Annotated in this window: 19 protein-coding genes; 7 read left to right on the top strand and 12 right to left on the bottom strand. The window is 59.7% G+C overall.

The genetic code is table 11. From position 1 onward, the window contains the following. From T424_RS0111585 to T424_RS0111560, 6 genes are all read right to left on the bottom strand, one after another. Positions 1–251: IS5 family transposase (locus T424_RS0111585; protein WP_037067467.1), on the bottom strand; the 251-nt coding region annotated here is incomplete at its 3' end. Positions 252–319: 68 nt separating this feature from the next. After that, positions 320–556 (bottom strand): 30S ribosomal protein S21, encoded by a 237-nt coding sequence (rpsU, locus tag T424_RS0111580; RefSeq protein WP_027487878.1) that lies wholly within the window; start codon positions 554–556, stop codon positions 320–322. Positions 557–996: 440 nt separating this feature from the next. Further along, complete coding sequence (locus T424_RS0111575) at positions 997–1,206, bottom strand: cold-shock protein (protein WP_027487877.1); 210 nt, start codon at positions 1,204–1,206, stop codon at positions 997–999. 208 nt (positions 1,207–1,414) lie between these two features. Then, positions 1,415–1,906, bottom strand: coding sequence for a MaoC family dehydratase (locus T424_RS0111570; protein ID WP_027487876.1), 492 nt, complete (start codon positions 1,904–1,906; stop codon positions 1,415–1,417). A gap of 103 nt (positions 1,907–2,009) precedes the next feature. Beyond that, complete coding sequence (locus tag T424_RS0111565; RefSeq protein ID WP_027487875.1) at positions 2,010–2,234, bottom strand: aa3-type cytochrome c oxidase subunit IV; 225 nt, start codon at positions 2,232–2,234, stop codon at positions 2,010–2,012. A gap of 141 nt (positions 2,235–2,375) precedes the next feature. Then, positions 2,376–3,482 carry a TRAP transporter substrate-binding protein gene (locus T424_RS0111560; RefSeq protein ID WP_027487874.1) on the bottom strand — a complete coding sequence of 369 codons (1,107 nt, stop codon included), beginning with the start codon at positions 3,480–3,482 and terminating at the stop codon, positions 2,376–2,378. Between the two features lie 281 nt (positions 3,483–3,763). On the opposite strand from T424_RS0111560, the gene T424_RS0111555 reads away from it, so the two are divergent. Next, positions 3,764–4,519: a gamma-glutamyl-gamma-aminobutyrate hydrolase family protein gene (locus T424_RS0111555; RefSeq protein WP_027487873.1), complete on the top strand. Its 756-nt coding sequence runs from the start codon at positions 3,764–3,766 to the stop codon at positions 4,517–4,519. Between the two features lie 13 nt (positions 4,520–4,532). Here T424_RS0111555 and T424_RS0111550 read toward each other — a convergent pair whose 3' ends face one another. The 3 genes from T424_RS0111550 to T424_RS0111540 all read right to left on the bottom strand — a co-directional run bounded on the left by T424_RS0111550 (position 4,533) and on the right by T424_RS0111540 (position 7,188). Beyond that, entirely contained in the window at positions 4,533–5,501 is a 969-nt protein-coding gene (locus T424_RS0111550; RefSeq protein WP_027487872.1) for a 2-hydroxyacid dehydrogenase, read from the bottom strand. Positions 5,502–5,521: 20 nt separating this feature from the next. After that, positions 5,522–6,544 carry a LacI family DNA-binding transcriptional regulator gene (locus T424_RS0111545; RefSeq protein WP_027487871.1) on the bottom strand — a complete coding sequence of 341 codons (1,023 nt, stop codon included), beginning with the start codon at positions 6,542–6,544 and terminating at the stop codon, positions 5,522–5,524. A 107-nt stretch (positions 6,545–6,651) separates the two neighbouring features. Beyond that, on the bottom strand, positions 6,652–7,188 hold the full coding sequence (locus tag T424_RS0111540) for a MarR family winged helix-turn-helix transcriptional regulator (protein WP_027487870.1): 537 nt from the start codon (positions 7,186–7,188) through the stop codon (positions 6,652–6,654). Positions 7,189–7,243: 55 nt separating this feature from the next. Between T424_RS0111540 and T424_RS0111535 the strand changes: the two genes are divergently transcribed. The 3 genes from T424_RS0111535 (at position 7,244) to T424_RS0111525 (ending at position 10,249) form a co-directional block, all read left to right on the top strand. Next, the gene (locus T424_RS0111535; protein ID WP_027487869.1) at positions 7,244–8,047 is read left to right on the top strand and encodes a creatininase family protein; all 804 of its coding nucleotides are present in this window, start codon (positions 7,244–7,246) and stop codon (positions 8,045–8,047) included. 91 nt (positions 8,048–8,138) lie between these two features. Further along, complete coding sequence (locus T424_RS0111530) at positions 8,139–9,266, top strand: CobW family GTP-binding protein (protein ID WP_027487868.1); 1,128 nt, start codon at positions 8,139–8,141, stop codon at positions 9,264–9,266. Continuing rightward, positions 9,266–10,249, top strand: coding sequence for a WD40 repeat domain-containing protein (locus tag T424_RS0111525; protein WP_027487867.1), 984 nt, complete (start codon positions 9,266–9,268; stop codon positions 10,247–10,249). The genes T424_RS0111530 and T424_RS0111525 overlap by 1 nt, the downstream gene beginning before the upstream one ends. A 158-nt stretch (positions 10,250–10,407) precedes the next feature. On the opposite strand, the gene T424_RS0111520 is transcribed toward T424_RS0111525, so the two are convergent. The 3 genes from T424_RS0111520 to odc2 form a co-directional block, all read right to left on the bottom strand. Further along, entirely contained in the window at positions 10,408–11,100 is a 693-nt protein-coding gene (locus T424_RS0111520) for an OmpW/AlkL family protein (RefSeq protein WP_027487866.1), read from the bottom strand. 182 nt (positions 11,101–11,282) lie between these two features. Then, positions 11,283–11,939, bottom strand: coding sequence for a GNAT family N-acetyltransferase (locus T424_RS0111515; protein WP_084268481.1), 657 nt, complete (start codon positions 11,937–11,939; stop codon positions 11,283–11,285). Positions 11,940–12,058: 119 nt separating this feature from the next. Then, positions 12,059–13,192 (bottom strand): ornithine/lysine decarboxylase, encoded by a 1,134-nt coding sequence (odc2, locus tag T424_RS0111510; protein WP_027487864.1) that lies wholly within the window; start codon positions 13,190–13,192, stop codon positions 12,059–12,061. A 549-nt stretch (positions 13,193–13,741) separates the two neighbouring features. Here odc2 and T424_RS0111500 point away from each other — a divergent pair. The 3 genes from T424_RS0111500 to T424_RS0111490 all read left to right on the top strand — a co-directional run bounded on the left by T424_RS0111500 (position 13,742) and on the right by T424_RS0111490 (position 16,615). After that, on the top strand, positions 13,742–14,638 hold the full coding sequence (locus T424_RS0111500) for a LysR family transcriptional regulator (protein WP_027487863.1): 897 nt from the start codon (positions 13,742–13,744) through the stop codon (positions 14,636–14,638). 63 nt (positions 14,639–14,701) lie between these two features. Beyond that, the gene (locus T424_RS0111495) at positions 14,702–15,355 is read left to right on the top strand and encodes a DUF1007 family protein (RefSeq protein ID WP_027487862.1); all 654 of its coding nucleotides are present in this window, start codon (positions 14,702–14,704) and stop codon (positions 15,353–15,355) included. A gap of 165 nt (positions 15,356–15,520) precedes the next feature. Continuing rightward, positions 15,521–16,615, top strand: a complete 1,095-nt coding sequence (locus tag T424_RS0111490) for a nickel/cobalt transporter (RefSeq protein WP_027487861.1) — start codon at positions 15,521–15,523, stop codon at positions 16,613–16,615. Positions 16,616–16,648 lie beyond the last annotated feature (33 nt).

Here is a 16,648-nt window from a genome sequence, read left to right as displayed (position 1 = left end):
GCAGCGAACATACGCCACCAGACGCCCTTTTTGCTCCAGCGGCTGAAGCGCCGGAAGACGCTATTCCACTCGCCGAAGACCTCTGGCAAGTCACGCCAGGGCGAGCCCGTGCGCACGATCCAAAGCACGGCTTCCACGAACATCCGGTTGTCGCGGCCCGACGACCCCCGTGTCCGTTCGTCACCAATGATGTGCGTCGATATCCGCGCCCACTGCTCGTCCCGAAGGATCAACCGGTCCAATACGCCCATGACTGCCTCCAAAAGACAGTCTTGAATCTGATTTGCTCAGCCTTGGGAATCCCAAGAGTCCACAAGACCTAGCGTGTGCGCGCGGCCTTTTTCGGGGCTGGCAACAAACCTTCACGCTGCAACTTCTTTCGGGCAAGCTTGCGGTGGCGGCGCACGGCCTCGGCCTGCTCGCGAACGCGCTTCTCCGAAGGCTTTTCATAAGCGCTTCTGGCCCGCATTTCGCGGAAAAGGCCTTCACGCTGCATTTTCTTCTTTAGAACACGAAGGGCCTGTTCGACATTATTGTCCCTGACGATAACCTGCAAAATAACTCCTGACGCGGCTTTGCCGCTTCGTTACGGTTGAATGAGCAGCGCTTTGCTGCGCTCGCCGGCACGACGAATGACAGAATTTCAAGCGTTAAATTCGACGTCGCTTGCAGCCGTCACGCTATCCGATCACCGGAAGGAGACGGACGGCAAACCCGGAGCCGAGCCTCTTTTTGGCAATTCACGAACCCGAAAATAGTTCCCCGATCCGAAAATGCTGTTGCTGCTCTACAGCGCCGGGCGTTTTATCAAACCCACAAAGGACGCCTTAAAGCCTGTACCGCAAACCGGGTTTCGACGGCAGGTTTACGTCCTCAATGCCATTGGCCTGCCATGCAAGCCCATAGAAAAACAAAAGGCCGGGCGCAAACCCGACCTCTCACCGTCACTCAGTTGGCTGCCAGTACATCCGTGGTCAGCCGAACCGGGTGTCAAATTCAAGCCGCCTGAAGATTGTCGGCGGAGCTTTTGCCGGACCGGCGGTCCTGCACGATGTCGAAGCTGATCTTCTGACCATCCGACAGCGAGCGAAGGCCTGCGCGCTCTACAGCAGAAATATGCACGAACACGTCCGCGCCGCCGTTATCCGGCTGAATGAAACCAAAACCCTTGGTGGCGTTGAACCACTTGACTGTACCCGTATTCATAACGATTTCCTTTCGTAGCAATCGTTGTGTGTCCTGCGATACCTTGCAGGAATAGATCGATTATTTGAGAGGAAATCCGATGGGAGCAGAAGCTCTGGACTGACGTCACAAGCAATGGTCGATGAGGTCAATATAAGCGCAATTTGAAATTTTGCAATGGCGCGCCTCAATTTTGTTTTAAAAAGCCTTCGGCGCGTGCCCTCTTCCCTTACCCCGCATCTTCGGGCCGGTCCTTTGGGTCGAACTGGGTGATGGTGATCCATCTCGCCGTCAGGGCCGGTTTCTTTTCGTCCTCGATCTCCACGGAGACGTCGAAGGTCGTTGTGACCATTGCGCCGCCGCGAAAACGGGCATCGGCCAGCAAAAAATGCCCGCGCACCCGCTTGCCACAACGCACCGGCGACATGAACCTGACGCTGTCGAAACCATAATTCATGCCCATCGTGCTTTCGCGGATGGCGGGCACGGCATCGAAATTCATGGTGGAAAGCAGCGAAAGCGTTAGAAATCCGTGCGCAATGGTGCCGCCATAGGGCGTTTCCCGTGCTGCCCGCTCAGGATCGGTGTGGATGAACTGATGATCGTCCGTGGCGGTTGCAAAGGTGTCTATCATCGACTGATCGACGGTGATCCAGCGAGAGACGCCCACTTCCTGACCAATCAGACCCATGATTTCGGCAAGACGGATTTCGCGCGGCATGAAACTCCCGACATGTCATGAAAGGGCGTCGCAGAATGCGAGCCCGGTTGAGTGACCATGCCGGCTTACTCCCCGATTTGCGTAATCAGGCACTGCGTGCCCGTCAGCGAAACAGGAAAATACCGGCAATCGACAGAATGACGAAGGTGAGAATCCCACCCAGAAATCCACCGGCCGTAAAGAAGCCCGCCGCCATGGCGATGACCAGGGCAGACAACAGCACGGAGCCGTATTTGGAAAATGCTATAAAATTCTCATAGGTCTTTTCATGGGCGGCATAATCCATTCTTGCTCCCGTTTCGACCGGACCGTGATGCTCCTCACTCATGCTCGTCTCCCTCAAGCAATCACCCATAACTGTCCTGATAATGACGTCAGGATTGCAATAGTCAACTGCCTGCGGCTCGGCTCCCTCATACGGAACAAAAGACAGGCGGCCGCCACGCTCAGCGAAAAACCGCAGGTCAGATCATAATTTCCCGCCGCGCTGCTGGATCATCATGAAGGTGTCGTAAGTGTATTCCGAAAGCTGCATCCACAGATAGGCCTCCTTGCGGAACGCCATCTGATCCTCGTAAATCTTCTTGAAATCGGCATTGGAAGCGCAAATGCCCGTAAACACATCGGTCGCCGCCTTGAAGCAGGCATCGAGAATATCCTGGCTGAAGGGCTTCAGCACCGTTCCTTCCGAAACGATCTGCTTGATCGCCACCGGGTTTTTCAGGTCGTATTTTGCCATCATATTGGTATTGGCAAAGGCGCAGGCGTCCTGAAGAACCGCCTGATAGGCCTTGGGCAGCTCGTTCCATCTGGCGAGATTGACGAAGGCGTGGATGGACGCTCCCCCCTCCCAGAAGGCCGGATAATAATAATATTTCGCCACCTTGTAGAAGCCAAGCTTGTGATCGTCATAAGGGCCGATCCATTCGGCCGCGTCGATCTTGCCCTGTTCCAGCGCCGGGTAGATGTCGCCGCCCGCAATCTGCTGCGGCAGGGCGCCCAGTTTTTCCAGGACCTTGCCCGCCAGACCCGCAATGCGCATTTTCACGCCCTTGAGGTCATCTACCGTATTGATTTCCTTGCGGAACCAGCCGCCCATCTGCGCGCCGGTATTGCCCGCGATCATGCCGTAGAGATTATGCCTGGCATAAAACGCATTGAGAAGCGTGTTGCCGTCGCCCTGATAGAACCAGGCATTGGTCAGCCGCGCATTGAGGCCGAAAGGAATGGCCGTACCTATGGCAAACGTCGGATCCTTTGCTGCATAATAGTAGGAGCAGGTATGGCACATTTCCACCGTGCCCGCGCCCACCGCATCGGCGGCCTCAAGGCCGGGCACGATTTCACCAGCGGCGAAGGGCTGAATGACGAAGTTTCCATCGGTGGCGGCGGCAACGCGGCTGGCAATATCTTCCGCGCCGCCGAAAATGGTGTCCAGCGCTTTCGGAAAGGAAGACGTCATGCGCCATGTGATCTTCGGTGCCTGCTGTGCAAGCGCCGGTGCCGCCAGCGCCGTAGCGGCCGTGGCGCCCAGACCTGCACTTGCCGCTTTCCTGAAAAATTGGCGACGATCCATCCAAGCCTCCCTTTTGAAGCGGTCTGCGTGGCAGGGCCGCTGCCATTCTGTCGAAAATCCCGTCGCATTCCAGCTTCCTGCGAGACCTGCCTGCGGGCGCAACGTGGTCAGCAAACCATGTTGCACCAGCGCTTTCAAGCAGAACCGGCAACAGACAGAGCAAGGAAGGCAAGCCTGCCCGTCTTTTCCTGCTTCCTCCGGCAAGAGTGATGCTTGCCGGTTGACTTGGCCACGCAATGGCGCAAGAAAATAGCAAATTCAACCCTTTGCCGGAGCCTGTCATGCCGCTGCCCATCATTGCCATTCCTGCCGATACGCGCATTGCGGAGGGCACTGTCTGGCACGCCGTGAAGGGGCAATATATCGACGCGGCGCTGAAAGTCGCCCGCGCCATGCCGCTTCTGGTGCCGGCCCTCGGCGCCGAGGCCGACGTGGATGCGGTGCTGGAGCGCGTGGACGGCGTCTTGATCTCGGGATCGGTATCCAATGTGTATCCCGAACTTTACGGCCGCCCGGCTGGTGAAAAGGACGGTCCTTTCGATCCGGGCCGCGACGGTGTGTCCCTGCCGCTCATTCGCCGCGCCATCGAAAGAGGCATTCCGCTTCTGGCCATTTGCCGCGGCATTCAGGAACTGAATGTGGCGCTGGGCGGCACGCTGGCATCCGAAATCCAGGAACAGCCGGGCATGTGGGACCACCGGATGCCCGAAACCACCGACTGGGACGAAGCCTTCGCAATCCGCCAGACCGTCAACATCAGGGAGGGTTCCTGCATGGCCCGTTTTCTGGGCAGCGCGGGCACCATTCAGGTCAATTCGCTGCACAGGCAGGCTATTTCCGACATTGCCCCGCGCTTGCAGGTAGAGGCATTGGCCGATGACGGCACCATCGAGGCCGTTTCGGTCATTGACGCGAAGGGCTTTGCCATCGGCGTGCAGTGGCATCCGGAATATTGGGCCGAGACGGATGCACCGTCCCGCGCCCTGTTCGAAGCCTATGGAAAAGCGCTCCGCGATTACGCAGCCGCCAGACGCTGACGGTTTGAGGCGTTCACGCCTTGACCGGCGTTTCCGGCACGGGCGTCAACACCTTGCGATGGTCCAGCCAGTTCAGGATATTATCCACCACCAGATCGGCCATGGCATTGCGCGTATCCACCGAAGCCGAGGCGACATGCGGCAACAGGGATACGTTCGGCATATCCAGAAGGGCCGGCGGAACCTTGGGTTCGTTGTAGAAAACATCGAGCCCCGCGCCGGCAATGGTGCCGTCCTTCAGCGCGGCGATCAGGTCATCCTCGTCCACACTCCAGCCACGGCCCACGCTGATGAAAATGCCGCGCGCGCCCAATGCCTTCAGAACCGGCGCATTGATGGCCTTATGCGTTTGCGCCGTTTTCGGCACGATCGAGATCAGCGTATCGACCTGTTCTGCCAGTTCCAGCAGGCTGGCGGCGTAACCATAGGTCACGTCCTGACGTGGCGTGCGGGTATGATAGCTGATCTTGACCTTGAACGGCTCGAGGCGGCTGGCGATTTCGCGGCCAATCCGGCCAAGTCCATAAAGGCCGACATGGCGGCCCCTGAGCGACAAGGGCGAATTGGCAAAGGGGCCTTCATTTTCCCAGCGGCCAGCCCGCAGCCAGCTTTCGGCCTGATAGAATTGCCGCGCCGTATTCAGCAGCAAGGCAATCGTGGTATCGGCAACCTCGTCATCCAGCACATCCGGCGTGTTGGTGACGATGATGCCGCGCGCGGCAGCCGCCTTCACATCGACACCATCGTAACCAACGCCGAAATTGGCAATCAGCTCCAGCGCCGGCAATTGACCGATCAATTCACCGGACTTGGCGCTGGCATAGGCAAAGGCCATTGTGCGGATGCGACCGCGGGTGGCTGCGTCCAGCGCAGCGACATCTTCCGCCGGGATTTGCAAAACCTCGTGAACGGCCTTGAGGCGCTCGACGACACGCGGGTGGATCTTGCCGGGCACGAGAACCAGCGGTTTTTCCAGCGTCATGAAATTTCCTTTGAAAACAGTCAATCGCGCTTTCTGATCGGGCCGGTCGATTGGCGAATGCGCATTTCAGGTTTGATCAGATGGATGCCATCCGGCTCGTGGCTGCCGGACAGTCTATCCAGAAGTGCGCGCGCCGCAAGTCTTCCAACCTCGGCTTGTCCGTTCCACACCGTCGTCAGGGAGGGCGTAGCAATGGAGGCCTCTTCCAGATCGTCGTAACCGGTAACGGAGATGTCGCGCCCCGGCACGAGACCTGCGCGGGAAATGCCGTTCATCAGGCCGATAGCCACCAGATCGTTCCAGCACACGGCAGCCGTTGGCTTTTGCGGCAGCGACAGAAAATTCACCGCAGCCTCGAAGCCGCCCTGCTTGGTGCGCGGGCCGGGAATACGCAATTCCGGATCGACGTCGATACCGGCCTTGCGAAGCGCATTCACATAACCCTGGTAACGATCGCGCCCTGTCGAAGTCTGGTCGGTACCGCCGATCATCGCGATACTGCGATGGCCAAGCCCGATCAGGTGGTTGGTGGCCAGCGAAATCCCGTAGCTGTCATCGCCGCGATAGGTCGGCAGCGCCAGCCCGTCCATGGAGCGGGCCACGAGAATGGCGGGCATCCCGTTGTCTTCGGCCAGCATGATGTCTTCCGGCGGCGAGCCGATGGCAGGCGACATGATCACGCCGTCTCCACCCAGTTGCAGCAGGGTTTCAAGGAAGCTGCGCTGCTTTTCCACCGAGTCGTAATGGTTGGAGAGAATGAAAGTCTGCCGGCTGCGATCGAGCTCGCTCTCGATGGCTTTCAGAATTTCGCCGTAAAACGGGTTCATGATGTCGTGAACGACAACCCCGATAATGCCGGAGCGCGAGGTGCGCAGACTTGCGGCGCGACGGTTGTAGATATACCCCAGAAGACGCGCCTGTTCCTTGATCTTCTCACGGGTATCGGCTGCCACCAGCGGGCTGTCACGCAAGGCGAGAGAAATGGTCGCGGTGGACAGGCCGAGACTTTCGGCAATGGTGGACAGTTTGATCTTCTGCGCCATATTCCCCCCTAGAAACGGCAGGCAGCGCATTCCTCGCCCCCGTTTTAAATTCCTCCCCGGAATTTAAAAGAGTTTAAAATGAATTTCGCGCCGTGGCAAGGCGAGGCTTACAAATCGTCCTTTTCTTCGTCTTGCGCGCCTGCGGTTGCTTGCAGGTTGACTTCCAGAACCTCCAGAAGCTTGAAAAGGCCTTTGATTTCCTTGCCGCTCAGCCCCCGCGTGGCCTGCCGCTCAAGCCCGGCATTGGCGGCTTCGATGGCCAGAAGCGTGGCCCGGCCCGCCTCGGTCAGGAATACTTTCGTCAATCGCGCATCCTCCTGGCTGGCGCGGCGCTCGACAAAGCCTTGCACCTCCATGCGGCCTATGGTGCGGGTCATGGTGGGCGCCTTGACGCCAAGCTTCTGCGCAAGCTGACCGGGGGTCAATCCATCCTCGGCCGAAAGCAGCATGATAACGCCCTCCTGCCCGGCATAGAGCCCGCATTCGGCAAGCAGCCTGCTTTGCACGGTGCGCAGGCTGCGGGCGGCCTGCACGAGCGTGCCCGCAAGAGACGAAGCAACAGGGGAAGAGCCCGATGCGAGCGCCTTCGCCTGCTTGAGCCTTTCGGCCTTTTTCTTTTTGTCTGACTTCGCCTTCTTGGACATATCGCCTCCGCTGCGCTACAGCGGATGAATAGCCAAAAAAACAGCCTGCGACCAGATGCCTGCACCACACCGAGATTTCGCCGAAAACCCCTTGAGCCTGCCCGCCGCCACGCGGCGGGACTGGATTGCCGTGCTGCCGCTTGGCGCCCATGAGCAGCATGGACCTCATCTGCCTTTCGAGACAGACAGCATCATTGCCGAAGGCGTGGTGAACCGGCTGAAGGCGAGCTTGCCTGAAGGTTTGCCCGTGACCTTTCTGCCGGTCGAGAAAACCGGCTATTCCATCGAACACATGGATGTTGCCGGCACCAGAACACTGAGCGCCGAAGCGGCCATTGCCCGCTGGCTGGACATGGCCCGTCAGCTCAAGGCGCTGGGCATTTCAAAGCTGGTGATGCTGAATGCCCATGGCGGCAATTCGCCCCTGATGACCATCGTGGCAACAGAGGCCCGCGTCCGCCTTTCCATGCTGGCCGTTGCCACGAGCTGGACCCGTTTCGGGGTGCCTGAGGGTGTGATTTCACCCGACGACAAGGCGATCGACATTCACGGCGGGTTGATCGAAACATCCGTGATGCTGGCCTTGCGCCCCGATCTGGTGCGCATGGACAAGGCGCGCGACTTTTCCTCCCGCCAACGGGATTTTGCCCGCGATTTCACGCACTTGCGGGCCTACGGTCCCCATGCCTTCGGCTGGATGATGCGCGATCTCAACAGGCAGGGCGTTGCCGGAAATGCCGCTGCCGCCTCCGCAGCACTCGGAGAAAAGCTATTGACCCACGCAACCGAGGGCCTTGCCGCCCTGCTCGAGGATGTGCATCGCTTCGATCTTCACATTTTCGAAATGCCCGACCCCTGAAAAAGCTTTGAAACAGGACGCGCGGCAGCCTATATGGGTAACAACATTACAGGCCGCCCATTCCGTCCGGCCTTCAACCATCGAGGTTCCCATGAGCGAAGCCGCCGTAAAACCCACCCCCGTCACCGTGCTTACCGGCTATCTCGGCGCTGGCAAGACCACGCTTCTCAATCGGATACTCTCGGAAAACCACGGCAGGAAATATGCCGTCATCGTCAATGAATTCGGCGAGATCGGCATCGACAACGACCTGATCGTCGAGTCGGACGAAGAAATCTATGAAATGAACAATGGCTGCGTCTGCTGCACGGTGCGCGGCGACCTGATCCGCGTGGTGGAAGGCCTGATGCGCCGTCCCGACCGTTTCGACGGCATCATCGTGGAAACCACTGGCCTTGCCGATCCCGTACCGGTGGCGCAGACCTTCTTCATGGACGACGACGTGCGCGCCAAGACCGAACTCGATGCTGTGGTGGCGCTGGTGGATGCAAAGCACCTGCCGCTTCGCCTGAAGGACAGCCGCGAGGCCGAAGACCAGATCGCCTTTGCCGATGTCGTCGTCATCAACAAGACCGATCTCGTCACCCACGAGGAACTGCACCGCATCGAAGACATCGTGCGCGCCATCAACCCCTCGGCCCGCATCTATTCCACCACCCGTTCGGGCGTGGATCTTGCCAAGGTGCTGGATCAGGGCGCCTTCAACCTTGAGCGTGCCCTGGAAAACGATCCGCATTTCCTCGATCACGACGAGCACGATCACGTCTGCGGCCCGGATTGCAATCACGACCATCACCATCATGACCACGGGCACCACCATCACGACCACGGCCATCACGACCACGGTCATGAGCACGGGCACGATCATGGCCATGGTCACGGCGATCACCACCACCATGCGCCCTCACCCATTCACGATGTGACGGTCACGTCGATTTCGCTGCGGGGGGCCGAGATGAATCCGGAGCGGTTCTTCCCGTGGATTCAGAAGGTCACGCAGAGCCAGGGGCCGAACATTCTGCGCCTCAAGGGTATCATCGCCTTCAAGAACGATCCCGAGCGCTATGTCGTGCAGGGTGTCCACATGATTATCGAGGGTGATCACCAGCGTCCGTGGAAGGACAGCGAAAAGCGTGAAACGCGCCTTGTCTTCATCGGTCGTGATCTTGACCGCGAAAAGCTGGAAACCAGCTTCAAGGCCTGCGAGGCAAAAGCCTGATGCCGACGGTTGCTCCGCTCGATCTGGAAGGCCACGTGCTCGGCGCGGCCTTTCTTGGCAATATCCCGGTTTTTGCCACGTCCGCCGGCTCTATCCACCGGCTGGATGGCGGCGAAAAGGTAACACAGGCACATCAGGGCCTGTTGACCGCCGTCAAGGACGACAACAACCAGACCCTGCTGACCGGCGGCGAAGACGGCAAGGTGCTGCGCATTGCCCATGACGGCAGCGTGACGGAACTGGCCTCCATGCCGCGCAAGTGGATTTCGGTCGTCGCACCCGGCCCGCAAGGCGCCATCGCCTATGGCGTGGGCAAGCAAGCCTTCGTGCGCATGGCCGATGGCAGGACCCATGAATATGCCGAGGAGCGTACCGTCGAAGGCCTTGCCTTCGCGCCCAAGGGGCTGCGGCTGGCCATCGCCCGCTATAACGGCGTGACGCTGCGTTTTGCCGCAGCCGAAGGAAAGCCCGTGGACCTGGAATGGAAGGGCGCCCATACCGGTGTCAGCTTTTCCCCGGATGGCCGCTTTCTCGTCACCACCATGCAGGAAAATGCCCTGCATGGCTGGAAGCTGGATGGGACAGGCGAAACCCGCCACATGCGCATGACCGGCTATCCCTCCAAGGTCAAATCCTTCTCCTGGTCGGCCAAGGGCAAGTGGCTGGCCTCTTCGGGTGCGCCAGCCGCCATCGTCTGGCCCTTCGCTTCCAAAGACGGCCCGATGGGCAAGGCGCCGCAGGAACTTGGCACCCGCGCCAACATTCTCGTCACGCAGGTTTCCTTCCATCCGGCAGAAGACGTGCTGGCCATAGGCTTTATTGACGGCATGATTATCGCCGTGCGCATGGCCGACGGCAAGGAAGCCCTGCTGCGCCGTCCCGGCAAGGGCGCCATCACCGGCATGGGCTGGAGCGCCGACGGCAAGCTGCTGGCCTTCGCCTCTGCGGCTGGCGATTGCGGCGTGGTTGACATCAGCGGCTGACACGCTCACGCACTGCCCCGAAACGACAAAGCCTGCGGCATCCCGCAGGCTTTGCTTTTGGAGCATTTTCCAGGAAAGGCGTACCGCGTTTCCGTCCGGGAATTCGCAAAACGAAATGTCCGAGCGGCTCCGCAACATACGCAACCGCCCTGACGTCATCAGAAGCGATAGGTCACGCCAGCGCCGACCAGCCAGGGATCGAGCTTGGCCGTGCCCTTGACCTTGGTGCCGCCAACGGTGGCTTCGAAGTCGGGGCGCAGATAATATTTCTTCACGTCAACGTTCAGGCCCCAATGCTCGTTGAGCATGTAATCGAAGCCAACCTGAAGGGCTGCGCCAAAGGTGTTGTTGACGTCGAGCTTGGTGGCCGAACCGGTTGCCTTCTGGTCGTAGAACATCGTGTAGTTCACGCCAGCGCCGACATAGGGCTGGAAGGCACCGAAATCGGTAAAGTGATATTGCAACGTAACGGTGGGCGGCAGGATCCAGACCTTGCCGAGCTTGCCAAGACCGGCGATGGAACCCGAACCGTTCACATTGGCCGAGGTTGTGCCGAGAATGAGTTCAGCAGCGATATTCTTGGTGAAGAAATAGCTGAAATCCACTTCCGGCGTGATGCTGTTGTTGAAGGAAAGATCCGAACCGGCAATGCCGTTGACCGAGCCAGAATCCATCGGGATCACGCCAAGGGCACGGGCGCGCACCTGCCACGGGCTATAGGGCGTCAGCGAGGATTCCGCTTCCGGCGCGGGCGCAACCGGCTGGGTCAGATCCGCCGCCATCGCCATGCTGCCGGCTCCAACCATCACAGCCACACCGGCCAGAAGGCCCATCATCCGCATTTTCGACATGTCATCTCTCCTTGCAATTCCGCCGCGGTCGCCCCGCCGCCTTTTCGCAAGGAGAAAAGCATGGGCTGCAAAGAGCGCTGTTGATCAGGATCAACACATCATTCGCAGCTAAATCAATCAGACATCAATCCAGCGGCATGTTGCCGTTTTACCACAAAAAGAAAGGGCCGAAGCCCTTTCCATCAGTCTCTTACCAGGCGCAACACCCCCGGACGGGCAAGCTTGCGGCCACAACCAACCACAAGCCCGGCGGCCTCTTCCAGCCAGCGGGGCTTGAGTTCCAGCGCCAGAAAGCGCTCGCGCTGAAAGGGTCCGGGCATCAGGAGATGCGCGGTCTTGTCGGCATAAAAGCCGAAGCGGTTGTAATAGGCGGCATCGCCCACCAGAAGAATGGCGCCGTGGCCGCGCTTTGCAGCCTGCTCGATTGCGCTGCGCATCAGCGCCGAACCGATGCCCTTGCCCTCCTCGCTTGCATCCACGGCAAGCGGACCGAGAAGCAGTGCCGGAATCGGCTGGCCCAAGGCATCCACGCCAGCCTCGACATTCCACAGCCGCACCGTTCCAACCAGTTGCCCCTTGCGATTGCGCGCCACAAGCGCCAGCCCCTCGGCGGGCAAACGTCCGCGACGGATCTGCTCGGACGATTTCTTGCGCCGGTCCGGCCCCATGGCCCGATCCAGAAGCGCCTCACGCGCCACCACATCCGCCGGTCTTTCACCCTCCAGCGTAAAGGAGGGCTGAGAAAACAGCGCACGCACGGCCTGAAAGGCGCGGCCAGGCAGCGCAGCCAGCCGTTTGGATTCGGGCAGAACATGGATATGATCGAGAACAGCGGCCATGGCGGCCTCCCATCCGGAAAGAAGGTGACGAACAAGCGCAGACCGGCAGGCGCTACCGCCCGCTCCAAAACCCGCGCCTTGGGAAAAGGCCGCGCCGCAAAGGCGGCACGGCAGGATCGTCAGATGACGTAGGACTTCAGCGGCTCGAAGCCGTTGAACGCCACCGCCGAATAGGTGGTGGTATAGGCGCCCGTGCCTTCGATCAGCACCTCATCGCCGATGCTGAGCGACAGCGGCAGCGGGTACATGTTCTTTTCATAAAGAACATCGGCGCTGTCGCAGGTCGGGCCAGCCAGCACGCAAGGCTCCATCTCGTCACCGTCACGCGGCGTGCGGATCGGATAACGAATGGCCTCGTCCATGGTTTCGGCCAGACCGCCGAACTTGCCGATGTCGAGGAACACCCAGCGATGCGCGTCATTGTCCGACTTCTTGGAGATCAGCACGACCTCGGCCTTGATGACACCGGCATTGCCCACCATGCCGCGGCCGGGCTCGATGATGGTGCGCGGAATATTGTTGCCGAAATGCTTCTTCAAGGATGCGGAAATCGCCTGGCCATAGGCCTCGGCCGTCGGAATGTCGCGCAGGTAGCGCGTCGGAAAACCGCCGCCCATATTGACCATTTGCAGATGGATGCCCTGCTTGGCAAGCTGGGCGAACACCCGCTTGGCATCCGCCAGCGCGCTGTCCCAGGCATCGACCTTGGTCATCTGCGAACCGACATGGAAGGAAACGCCGTAGGATTCCAGACCCATCTGGTGGGCATAGACCAGAACGTCAACAGCCATTTGCGGCACGCAGCCGAACTTGCGGCTCAGCGGCCATTCGGCACCTTCGCCATCGGTCAGGACGCGGCAGAATACGCGCGCACCGGGGGCGGCACGGGCAATCTTTTCCACTTCCTCGTGGCTGTCCACAGCGAAAAGATCGACGCCGAGCGCGTGCGCGCGGGCAATGTCGCGCTCCTTCTTGATGGTGTTGCCGAAGGAGATACGCTCGGCCGTAGCACCGGCATCGAGCGCCATCTGCACTTCCGCCACCGAGGCGCAATCGAAGCTCGAGCCCAGCGAGGCGAGCAGCGACAGGATTTCCGGCGCGGGATTGGCCTTGACGGCATAGTAGATGGCGCTATCCGGCAGGGCGTGGCGGAAAGCCTGGAAATTGCCGCGAACCACGTCGAGATCCACGACGAGGCACGGACCTTCCGGACGACGGGTATTGATGAAGTCGAGGATGCGGGCGGTGGTCATCGGTGAATCCCTTCCATAAGCCAAAGGTTCCGGAATCCGCCACGGATTCCGAAAGGACAAAGGTCGGCACAGCGCCCGGCAAGACCAGCAGGTGGAAACACTGGTATGCGCGATCATCTGAACCGCAAAACGGTGGACCCAGGCCAACGCATGAACGCCGGCATGGGTCCGCTTTGTCTGCCATGGATTGGAGGGGAAAACCCGACCGCACTTCCGGCAATGATGGTGTGCCTCTTCAGTGACCCCGGCTGATGGAAAGCCGGCAGAGACCAGAAAGGCCCGCACCGTCGTTGCTTCAAGATGTCCTCGCATGTCCGGTTGGCCGGAAATACGACTGGAGGGGTTAGTTCCAGGTACCTTACCGATTTCCTCACCACATCGAGGGTCGGCGGACACCCACAGGCACGTGCGACTTTGGGCAAGGGAGGAAATAAGAAAAGCTGCCGTCATAATCAAGCGGTTTTTGCGCTCCCCATCATTTTTTTGGGCAGGAGCGGTTGAACCTTGCGGAACAATTGGGCACCAGTCTTGCACCAACCGGAGAACACCATGGATACGCTGACCCGCATCCGCGCCTTCATCGATGTCGTCGAAGCAGAGGGCTTTTCCGCGGCCAGCCGCCGCACCGGCCGTTCAAAAGCGCTTTTATCCAAATATGTCAGGGAGCTGGAGGATGAGCTGGGCGCACTCCTGCTCAACCGGACCACCCGCCAGTTTTCCCTGACAGAAGCCGGGCACACTTATTTTCGCAGCGCCGCCGATATTCTGAAGGAGATCGACAACCTTGCCGATCTGGTGCGCGAGAACAATGCCGACATACGCGGTCGCCTGCGCGTTTCGGTGCCACGCAGCTTCATCGATGCCGATGTCGGGCAGTCGCTGATCGATTTTGCCGCCGAACATCCCGACCTGACACTGGAAATCGTCGCCGAAGACCGGTTTGTCGATCTCATCGAGGAAAATTTCGATCTGGCCATCCGGGTCACGAAGCTCGATGATTCGGGACTGATCGCCCGCAAGCTGGCCGATTTTCGCATTTTCGCCTGCGCCAGCCCCGCATTTCTCGAAAAGCATGGCGCACTTTCCCAACCGCTGGATCTCGCCCGCGTGCCCGTGATCATCGACACCAACAGCCGCAGCCACACCACGCTGCGCATGATCGGTGCCGACAGCCAGCCCGTGACAGTGACCGTCAGCGGCCCCATCGAGGTCAACAGCCCGCAGGCAACGCTGCGTGCGGCATTGAAAGGTCTTGGCGTTGCCATGCTGCCTGATTTCATTGCCCGCAGGCATCTGGAAGAGGGACTGCTGATTTCGGTGCTGGAAGCACACTTCCCCACCGATCGCGGCATTTATGCCATTTATCCGCACCGGCGTTATCTGCCTGCCAAGGTGCGGGCCTTCGTGGACTTCCTGCACGGCTGGTTTCGGCGCGGCGGAGCCTGACGGGCCGTATTTCCGTCCGAATCAAAGCCCAGAAAACACCAACTTCCTCATAAGGCGCATGTCATGAAGAGTTTTCTGCCTGCTATTGCCGGTGCCGCAGTCCTTATCTCGCTTCTCTCTCCGCCGTCGGCCTCTGCCCACCCGCATGTCTTTGCCGAGGCAAGACTGGAGGTTGTGGCAGGTGCCGACCATGCCGTTACGGAGCTGCGCAATGTCTGGCGTTTCGATGAGGTTTTTTCTTCCAGCGTCCTCATGGACTTCGACAAGAACGGCGACCTGAAGCTCGATCACAGCGAATTGCAGGATATTGCCAACACCATTCGCTCTTCGCTCGGCGATTATGGCTATTTCACCTTCATTACCGCCTCCGGCGCCACGGTAAAGGTGAAGAAGCCGGAGGTGTTTAATGCCGATTTCAAGGAAAACCGCCTTCTGGTGTTTTTCATCGTCAAGCCGGAAAAGCCCATTCCCCTCACGGGCAATCTGAGCTTTGGCGTTCACGATCCGACACTTTATACCTCCATCGACTTCAAGAGCGACAGCGATCTCGTGCAAAGCGGCACCGGCTGGAAGGATTGCAAACGCACCGTGGTCCGCCCCAATCCCGACGAAGTCCTGAAGCAGAACCAGAACATGCTGACAGAGGCGTTTTTCAGCGATCCCAGCGGCACCGATTACGGTAAACTGTTCGCCGTGCGGCTGGAACTGGCCTGCTAGAGCATTTTCAGGAAAAGTGGAAGCCGGTTTTCCGTCTGAAAATGCGTAAAAACAGATAGTTAAAAAAGAACTTAAAGCACGTTGCCTGAGGCTGATAAGCCGCAACGTGCTTTAGAGGTGAGCATTCAGGAGAAGGCGCGCCGCTTGAAGGAAGGCCATGGCTTGATGCAACGCATATTTCGCCAGCTGACTGTTCCGGCCCTTGTCTTGCTGCTGCTTGCGCCGCTCATGGCCCATGCTGCCTCGCCGCTGGGCATAGGCAGCTCTGAACCCTCTTTCGACATGACGGGGCCGTTCGGGGGCGTCATGCTGTGGATCAATACGCATCAGCAGGCCTTTTACCGATCGCTGACGCAATCGCTGATCGCCATGCGCGACAACTGGCAGGCGCTCTGGACGCTGGTCGGGCTTTCCTTTGCCTATGGTGTCTTCCATGCCGCCGGTCCCGGACATGGCAAGGCGGTGATTTCCTCCTACATGGTCGCCAACGAGCTGGAACTGAAGCGCGGCATCGTCATCGCACTGGTGTCATCGCTTTTGCAAGGCGCTGTCGCCATCGCCGTCGTCGGCGCCACCTATCTCATGCTTCGCGGCACCGGCATCACCATGACCGCAGCCACCAACGCTCTGGAAATTGCCAGCTTCGCCCTTGTCATTGCCTTTGGTGTCTGGCTTCTCATGCGAAAACTGCGCGATATTTTCACAGATTGGCGCCTTCGCACCCACAGCCGTTCAGAGGCATCCGGCGTCACGGCCACGCTGTTTGGCGATCCTGCCCCAAGCCTCGTTCCCCGCCCGGCAACCGGCCTCAGCTTCCGGGCCGAGGAACTCGATCACGATCACCGCGCCCTGCGCCCCGGCGACATCTGCGCCGATTGCGGCCGCAGCCATCTTCCTGATCCCACCTTGCTGAAATCCGAAACCTTCAGCCTGCGCGAGGCCTGGTCCGCCATTCTGGCCGTCGGCCTGCGCCCATGCTCCGGCGCGCTGCTGGTCATGAGTTTTTCGCTGCTGAACGGCCTTTATCTCGGCGGCGTCCTGTCTGTGCTTGCCATGGCGCTTGGCACCGCCATCACCGTCTCCCTGCTGGCCATGCTGGCTGTCGGCGCAAAAGATCTGGCGCTTCGCCTCAGCGGGCCAGGGTCGAGACTGTCCCGCGCCATCGGCAGCACGATCGAAATCGGCGGCGCGCTGTTCATCATCCTGCTCGGCAGCCTTCTGCTCGCCGCCTCCCTGCAAGGCGGCTATACCGGCGCCTGATGCAACTGTGAAAATCACCTTTCCGCGTCGGAT

Source organism: Allorhizobium undicola ORS 992 = ATCC 700741, assembly GCF_000621665.1.
Lineage (GTDB): Bacteria > Pseudomonadota > Alphaproteobacteria > Rhizobiales > Rhizobiaceae > Allorhizobium > Allorhizobium undicola.
The sequence above is the reverse complement of the archived record's forward strand: the minus strand, read 5'-3'. Positions and strand labels throughout refer to the sequence as shown.